This is a genomic window from Phycisphaerales bacterium AB-hyl4 (assembly GCA_041821185.1).
GTDB lineage: Bacteria > Planctomycetota > Phycisphaerae > Phycisphaerales > Phycisphaeraceae > Natronomicrosphaera > Natronomicrosphaera hydrolytica.
In genome coordinates this window covers 331,769-347,386 of sequence record JBGUBD010000006.1, presented here as the reverse complement: position 1 = coordinate 347,386, position 15,618 = coordinate 331,769, and the positions used below count along the sequence as shown (strand labels likewise).

The 15,618-nt window shown below is 63.6% G+C and carries 17 protein-coding genes and 1 pseudogene; 5 read left to right on the top strand and 13 right to left on the bottom strand.

What is annotated here, in order from left to right:
- Positions 1 to 6 precede the first annotated feature (6 nt).
- The 9 genes from rplP to rpsJ form a co-directional block, all read right to left on the bottom strand.
- A complete protein-coding gene (gene rplP / locus ACERK3_12090) occupies positions 7 to 426 on the bottom strand; it encodes a 50S ribosomal protein L16 (GenBank protein MFA9479025.1) in 420 nt (139 codons plus the stop codon).
- A 69-nt stretch (positions 427 to 495) separates the two neighbouring features.
- Complete coding sequence (rpsC, locus tag ACERK3_12085; GenBank protein ID MFA9479024.1) at positions 496 to 1,200, bottom strand: 30S ribosomal protein S3; 705 nt, start codon at positions 1,198 to 1,200, stop codon at positions 496 to 498.
- A 48-nt stretch (positions 1,201 to 1,248) separates the two neighbouring features.
- The gene (gene rplV, locus ACERK3_12080) at positions 1,249 to 1,578 is read right to left on the bottom strand and encodes a 50S ribosomal protein L22 (GenBank protein ID MFA9479023.1); all 330 of its coding nucleotides are present in this window, start codon (positions 1,576 to 1,578) and stop codon (positions 1,249 to 1,251) included.
- Between the two features lie 53 nt (positions 1,579 to 1,631).
- Positions 1,632 to 1,928 (bottom strand): 30S ribosomal protein S19, encoded by a 297-nt coding sequence (rpsS, locus tag ACERK3_12075; GenBank protein ID MFA9479022.1) that lies wholly within the window; start codon positions 1,926 to 1,928, stop codon positions 1,632 to 1,634.
- Between the two features lie 39 nt (positions 1,929 to 1,967).
- Positions 1,968 to 2,825, bottom strand: coding sequence for a 50S ribosomal protein L2 (rplB, locus tag ACERK3_12070; protein ID MFA9479021.1), 858 nt, complete (start codon positions 2,823 to 2,825; stop codon positions 1,968 to 1,970).
- Between the two features lie 50 nt (positions 2,826 to 2,875).
- Positions 2,876 to 3,154: a 50S ribosomal protein L23 gene (gene rplW / locus ACERK3_12065; GenBank protein MFA9479020.1), complete on the bottom strand. Its 279-nt coding sequence runs from the start codon at positions 3,152 to 3,154 to the stop codon at positions 2,876 to 2,878.
- Positions 3,154 to 3,828 (bottom strand): 50S ribosomal protein L4, encoded by a 675-nt coding sequence (rplD, locus tag ACERK3_12060; GenBank protein ID MFA9479019.1) that lies wholly within the window; start codon positions 3,826 to 3,828, stop codon positions 3,154 to 3,156. The genes rplW and rplD overlap by 1 nt, the downstream gene beginning before the upstream one ends.
- 237 nt (positions 3,829 to 4,065) lie before the next feature.
- Complete coding sequence (gene rplC, locus ACERK3_12055; protein ID MFA9479018.1) at positions 4,066 to 4,749, bottom strand: 50S ribosomal protein L3; 684 nt, start codon at positions 4,747 to 4,749, stop codon at positions 4,066 to 4,068.
- A gap of 177 nt (positions 4,750 to 4,926) precedes the next feature.
- Complete coding sequence (gene rpsJ, locus ACERK3_12050) at positions 4,927 to 5,235, bottom strand: 30S ribosomal protein S10 (GenBank protein MFA9479017.1); 309 nt, start codon at positions 5,233 to 5,235, stop codon at positions 4,927 to 4,929.
- Positions 5,236 to 5,454: 219 nt separating this feature from the next.
- On the opposite strand from rpsJ, the gene ACERK3_12045 reads away from it, so the two are divergent.
- On the top strand, positions 5,455 to 6,810 hold the full coding sequence (locus tag ACERK3_12045; protein ID MFA9479016.1) for an aspartate kinase: 1,356 nt from the start codon (positions 5,455 to 5,457) through the stop codon (positions 6,808 to 6,810).
- On the opposite strand, the gene ACERK3_12040 is transcribed toward ACERK3_12045, so the two are convergent.
- From ACERK3_12040 to ACERK3_12030, 3 genes and pseudogenes are all read right to left on the bottom strand, one after another.
- Complete coding sequence (locus tag ACERK3_12040) at positions 6,798 to 7,751, bottom strand: phosphatidylcholine/phosphatidylserine synthase (protein ID MFA9479015.1); 954 nt, start codon at positions 7,749 to 7,751, stop codon at positions 6,798 to 6,800. The genes ACERK3_12045 and ACERK3_12040 overlap by 13 nt on opposite strands.
- A 100-nt stretch (positions 7,752 to 7,851) precedes the next feature.
- Positions 7,852 to 8,442 (bottom strand): annotated as a pseudogene (gene purH / locus ACERK3_12035) (bifunctional phosphoribosylaminoimidazolecarboxamide formyltransferase/IMP cyclohydrolase).
- A 56-nt stretch (positions 8,443 to 8,498) separates the two neighbouring features.
- Positions 8,499 to 9,626, bottom strand: coding sequence for a PQQ-binding-like beta-propeller repeat protein (locus ACERK3_12030; protein MFA9479014.1), 1,128 nt, complete (start codon positions 9,624 to 9,626; stop codon positions 8,499 to 8,501).
- A 295-nt stretch (positions 9,627 to 9,921) separates the two neighbouring features.
- On the opposite strand from ACERK3_12030, the gene ACERK3_12025 reads away from it, so the two are divergent.
- The 4 genes from ACERK3_12025 to ACERK3_12010 are packed head-to-tail and all read left to right on the top strand — an operon-like array spanning position 9,922 to position 13,967.
- The gene (locus tag ACERK3_12025) at positions 9,922 to 11,496 is read left to right on the top strand and encodes a S41 family peptidase (GenBank protein MFA9479013.1); all 1,575 of its coding nucleotides are present in this window, start codon (positions 9,922 to 9,924) and stop codon (positions 11,494 to 11,496) included.
- Positions 11,493 to 12,587 carry a tRNA (adenosine(37)-N6)-threonylcarbamoyltransferase complex transferase subunit TsaD gene (gene tsaD, locus ACERK3_12020; protein MFA9479012.1) on the top strand — a complete coding sequence of 365 codons (1,095 nt, stop codon included), beginning with the start codon at positions 11,493 to 11,495 and terminating at the stop codon, positions 12,585 to 12,587. The genes ACERK3_12025 and tsaD overlap by 4 nt, the downstream gene beginning before the upstream one ends.
- Positions 12,588 to 12,609: 22 nt before the next feature.
- Positions 12,610 to 13,065, top strand: coding sequence for a hypothetical protein (locus ACERK3_12015; protein ID MFA9479011.1), 456 nt, complete (start codon positions 12,610 to 12,612; stop codon positions 13,063 to 13,065).
- A 59-nt stretch (positions 13,066 to 13,124) separates the two neighbouring features.
- Positions 13,125 to 13,967 (top strand): MBL fold metallo-hydrolase, encoded by an 843-nt coding sequence (locus ACERK3_12010; GenBank protein ID MFA9479010.1) that lies wholly within the window; start codon positions 13,125 to 13,127, stop codon positions 13,965 to 13,967.
- Positions 13,968 to 14,113: 146 nt separating this feature from the next.
- Here ACERK3_12010 and ACERK3_12005 read toward each other — a convergent pair whose 3' ends face one another.
- Positions 14,114 to 15,592 (bottom strand): flagellin, encoded by a 1,479-nt coding sequence (locus tag ACERK3_12005; protein ID MFA9479009.1) that lies wholly within the window; start codon positions 15,590 to 15,592, stop codon positions 14,114 to 14,116.
- Positions 15,593 to 15,618 lie beyond the last annotated feature (26 nt).

Here is a 15,618-nt window from a genome sequence, read left to right as displayed (position 1 = left end):
TTCCAATCAGCCGACCTGCCGACGCTCCACAAATCGGCACTTGAACGGCAACTTGTGCGCCACACGCACAAACGCACGCTTGGCAATGTCACGCGGTACGCCCGTGATCTCATAGATCACCGTACCAGGCTTCACCGGCGCCACCCAGTACTCAGGCTCGGCCTTGCCCTTACCCATTCGCGTTTCCAACGGCTTCTTACTGATCGGCTTGTCCGGAAAGACTCGCACGAACAGCTTGCCTTCACGCGAAACGAACTGACGGGCAGCGATTCGGCCGGCTTCAATCTGCCGGGCCGTCAGCCAGCCGCCTTCGGTCACCTGGAGGCCATACTCGCCGAAAGCCACATAGTTGCCGCGCGTCGCATTGCCTTTCATGCTGCCGCGCTGCTGCTTTCGGAACTTGACTCGTTTGGGCATCAGAGGCATGTCGGACCTCGTTTCCTATCGTCAGTCGTTAGGCTCGCCCCAGCGGGACGGCCGCGAAACCATTCGTACTTAGTGTCGACCGCGGGCTCGCGGACGGGCGCCGGCGGCGCGGGATTCAACCTCGCCCTCGGCGACTTCGTGGTACATCCCTTTGTAAATCCATACCTTCACGCCAATCGTGCCGTAAGTCGTAAAGCTCTGGGCAAAACCGTAGTCGACGTTCGCCTGAAGCGTCTGCAACGGAATCGAACCCATACGACTGTCTTCGCTTCGGCTCATCTCATGGCCACCCAGACGGCCGGAGAGCTGAATCTTCACACCCTTGGCACCGGCGTTCATCGCGGCTTCGCCCTTCATCTTCATCAGACGACGAAAGCTCGTGCGACGCTTGAGCTGCTCGGCGATCGACTCGGCGACCAGCTGCGCGTCGATGTCCGGCTTGGACACCTCAATGCACTGGATCGAGACGTTACGCCCGGTCAACTGCTGAAGGTCCTGCGTCAGCCGATCCACTTCAGAGCCCTTCGGGCCAATCACCAGACCGGGCCGGGCCGTCTTGATGATGATCTTCAGCTCTTCGCGGGTGCGCTCAATGTGAATGTCACTGACCGCGGCGAACGGGGGGCGGCGGTTGAGGCGTTGATCGCAAAACTTGCGGATCTTTTCGTCCTCGACCAGCAGCTCGCCGTAGAGCGCCTTCGGAGCGTACCACCGGCTGCGGTGCGCTTCGGTGATGCCGACGCGGAACCCGAATGGATGAACTTTCTGTCCCATATTTCAACCTTTGTGGCGCCCCTGCGGGCTGCCGCTAAACAGTCTCGCTTATCGTTCGTCCACGGTGACGGTAATGTGGCTGGTACGCTTCATGATCGGATGCGCCCGGCCACGGTCTTTCGGCTGCCACCGCTTCATCGTCGGACCACTGTCCACGCGGGCGTCGGTGACGACCAGGCGGCGGGTGTTGGCCTCGGCCTGGTCCGCGTTGGCGTAGGCGGCGATCAGCGCGGCCTTCATCAGTACGGCACCGCGACGCTTGGACAGTTCCAACTGCGTGACGGCCTCGTCGTATCGCTTGCCACGAATCAGGTCCGCCAATGGGCGTGCCTTCGTCGGGCTGATGCGTGCGGCGCGATGTACATTCGTGTACGGCATCTCGTCGTGCTCCTGCACTCGCGAACCTTTCCGGGCTCGCGGGGAATCATCTATCAGGCGCGGCCGGCGCCACCGGCGCGCTGGGCGCGGGTGCCAGTTGTGTGGGCTCGGAACGTACGGGTAATGCTGAACTCACCAAGCTTGTGACCCACCATGTCCTCGGTGACGAAGACCTGGTTGAACACCCGGCCGTTGTGCACCATGAACGTGTGGCCGACAAACTCGGGCACAATCGTGCATGCACGCGCCCAGGTCTTGATCGGCTCACGCTTGGTCTGTTGGTTCAGCTTCTCAACCTTGCGGTAAAGCTTCAGGTTGACAAACGGGCCTTTTTTCAGCGATCGTGCCATAGGTTCTCACGGGCTTAAACACGCCCGAGCCTCTTCTTCTTACTTAAGTCGCAGTTGACCGTAACGCTTGCTCACCCGGCGACGGATGATGCGCTTGTTCGAGTTCTTGCCATGCTTACGCGTTCGACCGCCCTTGGACAGCACGCCGGTCTTCGACGCCGGCGGGCGGTTGCCCTTCGAGCGACCTTCACCACCACCCATCGGGTGAGAGTGATGGCTCTTGGCGACACCACGCACCATGGGGCGTCGACCTTTGTGCCGATTGCGACCAGCCTTGCCGAGCACCACACCCGCATGGGAAAGGTTGCCCACCTGGCCGATCGTCGCCCGGCAGTCGAGCGAAATCTGACGCACTTCGCCGGACGGGAACACCAACGTGCCCCATCGCCCTTCCTTATTGGTCAGGCGAGCATACGTCCCGGCTGAGCGGCACATCTGGCCGCCCTTACCCGGCACCATTTCGATGTTGTGCACGTTCAGACCCGCGGGGATCGAACGCAGCGGCATCGCGTTGCCGACCTTCGGCTCGACCGGCGTGACCGAGCTCATCACCGTTTCGCCATCCGTCAGCCCCACCGGAGCGAGGATGTAACGCTTCTCGCCGTCGGCATACTCGAGTAGCGCGATGTGGCAGGTGCGGTTCGGATCGTATTCGATCCCGATCACCTTCGCTTCGACGCCGTCCTTGTTGCGACGGAAGTCGATCACACGGTAGCGCTGCTTTGCGCCTCCGCCACGGCCCTGCTGCGTGATTCGGCCGTGGTGATTGCGCCCGCCGGTCTTTGACTTCTGACGAAGCAGCGACTTCTCGGGCTTCTTCTTGGTCACCTCGGCGTGCAGGTTGACCGTCGCGTCGCGACGACCGGCACTCGTTGGCTTGTATTTGCGAATCGGCATGGTTCAGCCTCCAGGCGGGTCGCTTAACGACCCGACCCAGTCTCTAAAAATCAAAACAGTTCGATACGGTCATCCTCGTGCAACTGCACGCTCGCTCGCTTCCAGTCCGTGGTCTTGCCCGGGCCGAAGCGGGTGCGGAAGTACTGCCCCTTGCGGGTTTGCGTCTTCACCTTCGCCACCCGCACGCTGTAGATGCTCTGGATGGCGCTGCGAATCTGCGTCTTCGTCGCACGGCGGTCCACCAAGAACGCGTAGCGGTTGTGCCGCTCCGACTCCCAGGTGCTCTTTTCCGTGATCAACGGCTTTTTGATGATCTGTGTCGGTTCCATCAGGCTGCCACCTCCTGCTCAGTCTTCTGACCGGCGTCGCCGGCAGCTTGTTCGGTGATGCGAGCGATGTACTGCTCGAAAGCGCCCTTCTCAGCCACGATGTAACGATGGTTCAGCAGATCAAAGGCGTTAAGCCGATCGATCTGCGTCAGCGTCACATCGTCAATGTTCTGGGTGGAGCGACCGGCGGGGCCAGTCGTGTCGGCCAAGGCGACCAGACAGGAGCGGTCAACCTTGAGGGCCTGAAGGAGGGTGCCGAACTGTTTCGTGCTCGGCTTCTCGAAGCTGATGCTTTCGATCAGCTTCACTTCGCCGTCGACGAGCTTGGCCAGCAGCGCGTTGCGGTTGGCCAGACGGCGCATCTTCACCGGCATGTCCTGCCGGAAGTCGCGCGGGCGTTTGGCGAACGCGTGGCCGCCGCCGCGAAGGATGTTGGCGTTCATGTCACCGCGGCGGGCGTTGCCCGTACCCTTCTGCTTATACAGCTTCCGGGTCGAGTGGCTGACCTCGCTGCGATTTTTCGTGCGGACCGTGCCCTGCCGACGGTTGGCGTGGTAGCGGACGTAAGCCTGCTTCAGCAGACCGTGCCGAACCTCGCCGCCGAGCACCTGCTCGTCGACCTGGACGGTTCCGACCTGTTCGCCGGACGTGTTATGAACTGGAATTTCGATCATTTCCATCACCTACGGTGCCGATGCGCTCGGCATGCGTTTGTTTCGCCGCTTCTGATCCGACTCGCAACACGAGCCCGATCGCTGATCATTGCGACTCGGTTAAACCGAATTGTCGCGGCGGGGCAGTTTCGATCCAGAGGGCTTGGAGCCTGTGGCTTGGAACTTGAGTTCGCTGCAGCAGGGCTGCCACGTTTCCCTCAAGCCTCAGACCTCAAGCCTCAAGCCGCTCCTCACGACTTACGACGCCTTGGCCAGTTTGGCCTTTCGCTTATACAGCCGGACGGACTCCCGAACCATCAACAGCCCCTGCTTCGGGCCGGGCACGGCGCCCTTGACCAACAGCAGGTTGCGTTCCTTATCAATTCCAACCACAGGCAAGCTTCGGACGGTCACACGTTCCTGGCCCATGTGCCCGGACATCCGCTTGCCCTTCTTGATCTTGCCGGACTTACCGGCATTGTTCGCGTGGCCACCGATCGAGCCCGGGGAGCGATGCTTCCGCTCAACGCCGTGGCTGGCGAGCTGGCCCTTGAAGTTGTGACGCTTCATCGTGCCCTGAAAACCCTTGCCCTTGCTCGTGCCGGTGACGTCGACGAACTTGACGTCCGCGAACACCTCGACAGTAAGCTCCTGCCCCAGCTCGTAGTTGGCCGACTCACCGTCGCCGACCCGCACTTCGCGGTGGTACCGCTTGGGTGCGATCCCGGCCTTGGCGTCGTGGCCGATGAGCGGAAACGTCGAATTGCGGGCTTTCATGTCATCGAAGGCGATCTGGATGGCCTCGTAGCCATCTGAATCCGCCGACTTGACCTGGCTGATCTGACACGGGCCAGCCTGGATGACGGTAACCGGGACGTTTCGCCCCTGCTCATCATACAGGCGGGTCATGCCAATTTTGCGACCAAGGATACCGGTAGCCATCGATTCAACCTCCCAGGGGTCCGCGTAATGCGGGGATCTTTGCCGACTTACGAGCCGGTAGAGGATCACGACCCTGCTTGATTGCAGTTATCTCAAACACTCTTTCGCAGCCCGGAGGCCGCGACGAAACATGCCGCCGTCGGCGAGGCGGCTCATGCCGCCGAGGGCCTGATCGGGTCAGGCCTTGATCTTCACAAACACACCCGCAGGCACGACGAGGCGGTTTAGCGCCTCAACCGTCCGGGCGTTTGGTTCTTTAATGTCGATGATCCGCTTGTGCGTTCGGATCTCGAACTGCTCACGGCTCTTCTTGTCAATGTGCGGGCCACGCAGCACCGTGTAACGCTCGATCCGTGTCGGCAGCGGCACGGGGCCGGCCACTCGGGCGTTGGTGCGCTTGGCGTGGTCAACAATCTCACGCGCCGACGCGTCAAGCGCCTGGTGGTCGTAAGCTTCCATTCGGATGCGAATCTTACCCGCGGTCATGTCAAAGAGCCTCTAGTGCGGTTTATTCTTTCAGCAACCCCACCTTTCGCCAGGTGGAGCCGAGTAGTTTAACCGGGCTTTCCCCCTTGTCAAACCAGCCTGAGCCGCAAATTTTCAAATCAGACCTCTTCCACGCGCCTTCAACCCGTGGCGAACCGTCCGTCCCTGCGGTACATTGGCCGTTTCTTCCATAAAAACGCCCCTGCACACGAGATTGCCATGAACACCCGAATCTGCAAGTTCGGCGGCACAAGCCTCGCCGACGCCAGCCAGATCGCCAAGGTCCGCGCCATTGTCGACGCCGAGCCCGGCCGCCGCTACGTCGTCCCCTCCGCCCCCGGCAAGCGACACGCCGACGATCAGAAGATCACCGACCTGCTCTACCTCTGCCACGAACATGCCCGCCAGGGCGTGCCGTTCAACGAGGTGTTCAGCATTGTCGCCGAGCGATTCACCACCATCGCCCGCGAGTTGAAGGTCAGCCTCGACCTCGACGCCGAGTTCGACACGATCCGCCAGACCCTTGCCGACCTCGCCCGCGACGGGGCGTCCGCCGACTACGCCGCCAGCCGGGGCGAGTATCTCAACGGCCGCATCATCGCCGAGCTGCTCGGCTGGCCCTTCGTCGACCCGACGGAGTTAATCTTCTTCGACCGCCGCGGCAGGCTCGACGAATCCAAAACCTACAGCACCCTCGCCCGCCGCCTCGGCGACCTTGAGCACGCCGTTGTGCCCGGCTTCTACGGGCTCGGCCACGACGGACAGGTCAAAACCTTCTCTCGAGGCGGCTCCGACGTCACCGGCGCCATCCTCGCCCGCGGCGTCAACGCCAACCTCTACGAAAACTGGACCGACGTCACCGGCCTGCTCATGGCAGACCCCCGCGTGGTCGATCGGCCACGCACGATCGACACGATCACCTACCGCGAGCTGCGCGAGCTCGCCTACATGGGCGCCACCGTCCTGCACGACGAGGCCATCTTCCCCGTCCGCAACGCCGGCATCCCCGTCAACATCCGCAACACCAACGCTCCGAACGACCCGGGCACGATGATCGTCTCCGAGGCACAGCCCGTCGCCCACGCCGGTGCCATCACCGGCCTCGCCGGCCGACGCGACTTCACCGTCATCGCACTCGAAAAAGCGCTCATGAACGCCGAACTCGGCTTCGGCCGACGCGTGCTTAGCGTGCTCGAACGCAATAATGTCAATTTCGAGCATCTGCCTTCGGGCATTGACACGATGTCGCTGGTGATTTCCGACGATCAGCTCGACGGCAAGCTGGATGATGTGATCGAAGCCCTGAAGAACGAAACCGAGCCGGACGCCATCGAGGTCTACCCCGAAATGGCCCTGCTCGCGACCGTCGGCCGAGGCATGGCGCACACGCCCGGCATGGCCGCTCGGCTCTTCACCGCGCTCGCCGAGGCCAACGTCAACATCCGCATGATTGACCAGGGCTCGAGCGAACTGAACATCATCGTTGGCGTTGCGGTCGAAGACTTCGAGCCGGCGATGCGCGCCGTCTACCACGCCTTCGTCGAAGCACCCGACGCCGCGATTCAGTCATCTTGAGCATGGCCGGCCGCATGCCCGCCACCCGTCGCGCCGATGATCGGCGGCTCGGTGTCGAACACCCGCCGATACAGGCTCGCCGCTGGCGCTGAGATCGCATACAGCGCGAACGCCGCTGCGAGCGCACCCTGCCAGTGCACCACCAGCAGCAGCGCGACGATGATCGCCTTGGCCAGCGTGCTGACCTTCGCCCGGCCGCGCACCCAGCGGTTCATGACATGCACGTAGCGGACGTTGCTCACCATCGCGAAAGACACAAGCAACATCAGCCCCACCATTCCGAACGCCGCGAGGTTGACCGTCCAGTGATCGCTCGCCTCACGCGCCAGGAAATACTGATGCAGCAGCACCACGCTCGCCACCGTCCCCGCCGCACCAGGCGAGGGCAGGCCGCGGAAGCTGTTGTGGTCCGACTCCGTGTCCGCTTCCAGTTCCACATTGAACCGCGCCAGCCGCAGCGCGGCACAGACGACATAAATGCAGCCGGCCACCAGCGCGATCCGGTCGAACAGCCGATCGCCTGCAACGGTTTCCGACATGAACGGTACGCCGACGCCGACGAGCTGAATCGCCACGAATGCGGGCGCGACGCCGAACGTGACCATGTCCGCCATCGAATCGAGCTGTTCGCCCAACTCGCTGGAGCTGCGCGTCAACCGGGCGATGCGGCCGTCGAGCCCGTCAAACACCATGCCGATGAAGATGCACACAGCAGCGAACATCACCGGCGTCCAGCCAAACGGCAATTGCGCGTCCGCCTGCCGGGAGGCAATGAAGATCGCGGCGAACCCGGCAAGCAGGTTGCCCAGCGTAAACAGCGTCGGCAGCACCGCCACCGTCCGCCGGGCCATCCGCCGACGACGCGACAACAGCCGACGCTCCAAGCGCGGCCGAGCGGCCTGGGACGATGTTTCCGTGTCACCGGGGGGGAACTGACGCATGGTGAGAATTTTATCCGATCAAGCATCGGCGGGAATGACGCCGCCAATACCCCGACTTAAAACGCAGCGCAACACCATCCCCCGCCTCCTACCACCGCCCGCTCATCCAGCGCGAAATCGCCGTGTCATACTCGGCGGTACGGCTGAACGCCGCCGCGGCAAGCTGCCTGCGAAGCGCGAGTGTCGTCGCGCCCTCATGCGAATCAAGATCGTTACACACCGTGTCATACTGCTTCGGACTGGTGACGCAGGTGACAAACTGATGATTTTTGGCCGAGCTGCGAATCAGCGTCGGCCCGCCGATGTCGATGTTCTCGATCGCGTCATCGTCCGTAACGCCTTCCTTCGCCACGGTCTGCTCGAAGGGGTAGAGGTTGACGCAGACCAGGTCGATCGCGGCGATGCCGTGCTGCTCCATCGCCGCGACGTGCTCGGGCTTGTCGCGGCGGGCCAGCAGGCCGCCGTGCACTTTCGGGTGCAGCGTCTTGACCCGGCCGTCCATCATTTCGGGGAAACCGGTGACGTGATCGATGGGCGTGATGTCAAAGCCGGCTTCGACAAGCGTGCGTGCCGTGCCGCCAGTGGAAATCAGCTTCACGTCATGCCGCACGAGTCGGCGGGCAAACGCCACAAGATCCGTCTTATCGCTCACCGAGAGCAGGGCCGTCTTGATCGCAATCGTATCGCTCATATTTGTCCGGCAGTCAGGTCAATCGAAATAACGGGGTCAACCACACATCGCGCCCCTCAGCGGCGCGGGTTGAGTCGGCTCATGTCGCCGTTGCTCGCCACAAGCACCAGGCTGTTGCCCGGCCCGGAGAGCACGGTCACCAGTCGGCGGGTCCGCGCGTCGGCAAGCTCGCGGCCATCACCATGCCGGACCACCTTCAACTCGGTCGGCGTCGCGAGCAGGATGCGATCCTCACGCGGCGTCGCCAGCGGAATCGCCACGCCCTCGTACGTCCAGCGGACGTCGCCCTGCTCGATGTCCAGCGCCACCAGCCGACCGTCGCCGATCACCGGCACGAACAGCGTCGGGCCGATCAGCTTCGGGTCCCACTCCAGCGGCACGGTGTCGCGATAGACCCAGCGGTCGCGCCCGGTCGATCGGCTCAGTGCATACAAAGCCTGGTCACGCGAGGCGATGTACACCGTGTCTTCGTCCACCGCGGCGGTCGCGCTGTTTCGGCCGAAGGTTCGGCCTTCCCACAGCATTGACCCGCTTTGCGCGTCGAACATGGCGTATCGCCCGGCGTCATCCCCGACGACAGTCGCGTCGTCCGCATCCGCCGGCGCTGCGGTCACTCGGCCGCTGAGCTGTCGATTCCAGCGGATCTGCCCCGTATCCAGGTCGATGGCGAACACTCGGCCGTCCACGCCGCCGAAGACGGCTCGGCCTTGCACGATGGTGTGCGGCGCGTCGACCGCAACGGGCAGTTCCACCACGTTGACGATGTTGCCCGTGCGGACGTCAATCATCAGCAACTGCGAAGCCGAGTTGATGAAGATGCGGTCATCGCGTCGTGTCGGCCGAAAGAACGGGTCCGGGCTGCGGTCGGCCACGCGGCGCCAGACCGGCCGACCGTCGCTGACCGACACCGCCGAGATCATGTTCGTCGGGCGTTCGAGCGTAATAATCAGGTCATCCAGCAGCGTCGCGGCGATGATCCGCTGACGGCTGGGCACGTCGACGCTGGCGATCCAGTTCACCGCGTAGCCCACGCGCTCGGCCTCGGCGGGGTCCACCAGCAGCCCCGATCGACGAGGTTCAGGCCGATCCTCACCCTCCGTACGCTCTGTCGCCCCGCAGGCGGTCAACGTCAACGCGAAAAGCATCGGCAACAGGAACAGCCAGCGACTGGAAACATGACTCATGCGATTGTCACTCCGTCGAACGGATAGCAAAGGACCGGCGGACGCCTCGAACCCGGATTGGCCTGTAAGATGCCAAGTATCGGCCCCGCCTGCGACAAGGTCAAGCCGGGCGTCAATCCGGAGCACCCCAGCCCTCAAAAACCTGCCCCAATAAAGCCCACGGATGTAGCGGAGCGAATCCGTGGAGCCCACCCCCCAAAGGTTCTTTTTGAAGGACTTCGAACGCGACTCTAGAATTGACCGTAGCACTTTACCGATACGTGCTTCCGCCTCAGCTATACAAAGCGAGATGTTGATGAAAACCCGGATCACCGCCCAAATGGTCGTTCTTACTGTCGTGAGTGCGTTTCTTTTCGCGCTGACGACCTCCTGGGCCCGGCCCAACAGTGTCTTCGACCAGCTCGATTTGCTGGTGGACATCCGCCACGAGCTGATGCAAGGCTACGTCGACGAGCCGGACCAGCAGGCCCTGATCGAGGCCGCCGTCCGCGGCATGATCGACTCGCTCAACGACCCACACACCAGCTTCCTCACCACCGAAGACCTCGAAGGCTTCGACCGCCAGGTTCGCGGCACGTTCTCCGGCATCGGCGCGGAAGTCGACCTGCACGAAAACCGCCTGCGCATTGTCACCCCCCTCGAAGACTCCCCCGCGTGGGAGGCCGGCGTCATGGCGGGAGACATGGTCCTTGAAATCGACGGCGAATCCACGCTCGGCATGAGCCTCACCGAAGCCGTCCGCAAGCTCACCGGCGAAGCCGGCACGGATGTCAACATCCGCGTCCGCCACGAGTCCGGCGAAGAGCAGGACATCACCATCACCCGCGACGTGATCAACATCCAGACCGTCCGCGGTTTCCGACGCGATACCGACCAGCAGTACGAACTGTTCGTCGACCGCGACAACCGCATCGGCTATCTCCGCCTCACCCAGTTCACCGAGCGAACCGCCGGCGAGCTGCGAACCGCCCTGCAACAGCTCAACGAGCAGGAAATGCGCGGCCTCGTGCTGGACATGCGGTTCAACCCGGGCGGCCTGCTTGAGTCGGCTGTGGAAGTCAGTGATATGTTCCTGCCCCAGGGCTCGCCGATCGCCTCGGTCGAGGGCCGATCCGTCTCCCGTCAGGAGTTCGCCGCCCGCACCGCCCCGCTGGTCAATGAGGACATCCCCATCGTCGTGTTGGCCAACGAAAGCAGCGCCTCCGCAGCGGAAATCGTCACCGGTGCGTTGCAGGACAACGACCGCGCCCTGTTCGTCGGCGCCCGGACGTTCGGCAAGGGCAGCGTCCAGCAGGTCCGCATGCTCGAAGGCGGCCGCGGGGCGTTGAAGATGACCAATGCCTACTACTACGTGCCCTCCGGCCGGCTGATCCACCGCCGGGACGACTCGGACCTCTGGGGCGTCGACCCCACCGAAGGCTCGTACGTGCCGATGTCGCCCGAACAGATGCGCGAGATGCTGGAAATCCGCCGCGACGGCGACCGCGTGCTCCGCGACAACGGCAACCGGGAAAACGGCGCCGTCACACCGGAAACCATTGAAGAGCAGCTCAAAGACATGCAGCTCGCCGCGGCATTGCGGGCCATGCTCGGCAAGCTCGACACCGGCGACTGGCCCAGCGTCGGTGAGTCCGGCGTGGACGAGCTGATCGCCGCCAGCCGACGCCAGACGCTTGAGCAGCAGCGACAAGCCTTGCGCGATCGCCTATCCCAGTTGGAAAGTGAGATGGACCGCATCGACGCCGGCGAATGGAAGCCCGGCGACGAGACCGCCGCCATCGAAGGCGACGCCGGCGAACTGCTCGACGAAGGCGACGAGCCCGCCATCGAAGAACGCCAGCCCGAAGAGCTGGAGCCGGTGGAACAGTGACGCTGATTCTTGGCATTGAGACGAGCTGTGACGAAACCGCGGCCGCCGTCGTCGAAGACGGCCGGGTGGTGCGGTCGAACGTCATCGCCTCACAGCATGACCTGCACGAACGCTACGGCGGCGTCGTGCCGGAAATCGCCAGCAGGGCACACCTCGAGAGCATCGAGCCCGTCCTGCGAGCCGCGCTCAACGAAGCAGGCGTCAAGCTTGACCAGATCGACGCCATCGCCGTGGGTAACCGACCGGGGCTCATCGGTTCGCTGGTCGTCGGCGTCAGCGCCGCCCAAAGCCTCGCCTGGGCCACCGGCAAACCACTGATCGCCATCGACCACGTCCAGGCCCACCTCCACGCCCCTTTGCTCACGGAAAACCAGAAACCGGAAACCAGAGACCAGAAACCGGTTTTCCCCGCCCTCGGCTTCGTCGTCTCCGGCGGCCACACCTCCCTCTACGCCATGCAATCCCCCAGCGAGCAGACCCTGCTCGGCAGCACCATCGACGACGCCGTCGGCGAAGCCTACGACAAGGCTGCCGTCATCCTCCAACTCGGCTATCCCGGCGGACCCGCCGTCGACCGCGCCGCCCGCCAGGGCAACCCCGCCGCCTGCGACCTGCCCCGTTCGCTGCTCGCCCGCGACAGTGTCGACTTCTCGTTCTCCGGCCTGAAGACCGCCCTGCTCTACACCGTTCGCGGCCGACCGTCGGGCCGAGGCAAACAGGCTCGCTTCGAACGCTCCGCCGACGACCTCACCGACCCGCAGCGCCGCGACCTCGCAGCCTCATTCCAGCAGGCCGTGGTCGACGTGCTCATCACCAAGCTCAACCGCGCCCTCGATCACATGGCTGCCCTCGGCCAGCCGCCGCACGCCCTGCTCGTCGGCGGCGGCGTCAGCGCCAACTCGCTGCTCCGCGAACGCGTGGCCGAGCTCGGCGAAAAACGGGGTGTCACCGTGCACCTGCCCGCCATGACGTACTGCATCGACAACGCTGCCATGATCGCCGGCCTCGCCTTCGACTATCATCAACGGGGCGAGCACGCCGACCTCGACCTGCCCGCGATCGCCACCACGAGCCTGATCTCCGGTTCCTGAACTGCCGGCTTGCCCTTTTGCCATGAGCGACCACCCGAAACAATACGAAACGCGAAACGCAGGACTTGGAACTTCCCCCTGCCCCGTCGACCGTTGGCTCGATCGGTTCGCACTCGACCGGTTCATCCATGGCGAAACCGCCCACGTCGTCCGCGCCCTGCCCGAAACCGTGCAGCGAGACCTCATGGACGACCCCGCCTTCATGCTCTGCGATTATGACCCGACCACCGGCGAAGGCGTCAGCGTGCCGATGTCCGCCCCGTCGCGGGACAGCTGCAGCCGCAGCGTCGTGCTCAAGCGCACGCTCGCCCGTCGGCCGCGGCCGTTTGTCCACTGGCTGATCGCGCACGAGTTGGCCCACGCCCACCTTCGCAACGCCGGCCGCTGGCCTGACGAAGACCCCGAGCTCGCCGCCGACGCCCTCGCCGCCGCCTGGGGCTTCCCCCGCCCTGCGACACGCCCCCAAGCCCGCGGGTAAACCGGCCAGCCCGCACGGATCGCGCCCGCTACACGTGCCGATTTTCTACAATCGCCAACATGTCAATCGAACTGCTGTTCCTCGGCACCGGCACCAGCGCCGGCATCCCCATGATCGGCTGCGACTGCGAAGTCTGCCGCTCCGACGACCCCCGCGACCAGCGAAGCCGCTGCAGCATCCTCGTACGGTACCCCGACGCCGCGACCGACGAAGACGCCGCGCCGCCTACCCGTCAGTTGCTCATCGACACCGCTCCCGAGATCCGCCTCCAGGCGGTGCACCACCGACTCGATCGACTCGACGGCGTGCTCTACACCCACGCCCACGCTGACCACATCTTCGGCATCGACGACCTTCGCCGATTCAACGCCGTCATGCGCGCCCCGCTCGACATCTACGCCGAGCCAGGCGTCATCCAAACGCTCCAGCGCATGTTCCCTCACATCTTCGCATCACACAAAAACGTCAACCCCTCATTCGTCGCCAATCTCATCACCCGCCCCATCACCGTCGAACAACCGCTCGACCTCTACGGCGCGACGTGGACCCCCCTCCGCCTCATGCACGGCCGACTGCCCATCGTCGGCTATCACATCGACTACCACGGCCGACGCGTCGCCTACTGCACCGATGTCTCCACCATCCCCCCCGAAACGCTTCCGCACGTCACGGACCTCGACGTGCTCATCCTCGACGCCTTACGCTACCGTCATCACCCCACGCACCTCACCGTCGAACAGGCGCTCGACCTGATCAACCACCTCCGCCCGAAGCAGGCCTACCTCACCCACATCGCGCACGACATTCGCCACGCCGATCTGGAAGACCGCCTGCCCGACAACGTCCACCTCGCATACGACAACCTCCACCTCACCCTCACCGAACCGCTCGCGTCGCATTAGCCCGGATCATTCACAGTCCATTGACAACAAGGTCGTCGCACGACAACAACCAACCGATAAAGCCCACGGATGGCCATCCGTGGGCTTTACCAATTGATCCCATCATTTTCGACAACTACGAACCGATTACCTTGTTACCTTGCCAATCAGCCCAACAGCGACAGCACGCTCGATGCCGTGTTGTTCGCCATCGCGAGCGTCGATGTGCCCGCCTGCTGGAGAATCTGGGCACGAGTCATCATCGCGGTCTCCTCGGCAAAGTCCGTATCGCGGATGGAGCTTTCCGAAGCGGTGAGGTTCTCAAGCGCAATCTGCGAACTTCGCATCGTGGTTTGCAGCGTGTTGCGTTCGAACGCGCCGAGTCGGCCACGCAAGGTGGAGATCTGGTTCGTGGCCGTGTCGACGATGTTGACCACGTTGGCGGCCTGCTTCGCGGCGTCGCCACCCTTGGTCAGCGCGTTTGCACCGCCAGAGCGAACGGAGCTGAGGAAGCCCACCAAGCTGTTGCCCAGTTGCGACGCGGCGACGGACTGGATGCCGAAGCCGGCCTGTTGCTGGGTGTTCACCTGCGGGCCGAGCTGATAGGTCGCCCCGCCGCCGGTGATATCGAACTCGTACTGTTCGCCGACTGTCTGGGCTGCGCCTTCGCTGAGCGTAAACTCGAGGTTGAGCGCGGGGTTTCGCAGGCTCACATTGAGCCCCTTGCCCACAGCGAGGTTGCCATTGACCAGGGCGACCACGTCGTCGCCGGACTGCCGAGCAGTGGCGGCGCCGGCGGTGTCGTAGGTCTGGAAGTTTTCGCCGCCTTCGACCTTGCGAACCGCGACGAACTCATCCGAACCGAACGCGGTGGTCGTCAGGCGCAGGCCATCCGTGTGGTCGGCTGGATTGACCAAGGCGGCGGAAACACCCGTCGAGTCCGTCACTGCGTTGATCGCACGGGACATGGCAGAGAGTGTCGTGCCGCTGGCAAAGGTGAATACCTCCACGCCGTTTTTACCCTGGACCTCGAAGGTCACAGCAGCGGAGAGGGCCCCGGCGGCGACACCGCCGTCATCGCCATCAATGATCAACTCGCCGCGCTGGGCGGAGTTGAGCACTTCGACGTTGACCGGCACGCTGTCGTTCTTGCCGAAGTTCGCGCTGTAAACGCGTACATCGGTCATCTGCGACGTCGTGACGTTCTCGGTGATGTAGTCCAGCGAGCCGTTGAGCAGCTTGAGCCCAGCGAAACTGGTGGTGTTGGCGATGCGGCTGATCGACTCGATGGCCGAGTCAATCTGCAACTGGTTCGCCTCGACCTCTTCCCTGGAGAAGGCGCCAGTGTTGGCGGCTTCAATGGAAAGGCCCTTGATGTCGACGAGCAGGTTGTTGATTTCCTGCAAGGCGGCTTCAGTGGTGGCGATGACGTTGCTGGCGCGTTCGACGTTGTCGATCGACTTCGTGACGCCGGCGATTTCGTTTCGCAGTCGTTCGGAGACGATCAGACCCGCCGGGTCGTCAGCGCCGCGATTGATCTTGAGCCCCGTGCTCAATCGCTGCAGACGTGTGGACAGGTCGTTGTTGGACCGTTCCAGGTTATGTCGGGCAATCAGAGCGGAAACATTTGTGTTGATTCGTGACATTGGACAATCCTCCTTGATTGTCGCCT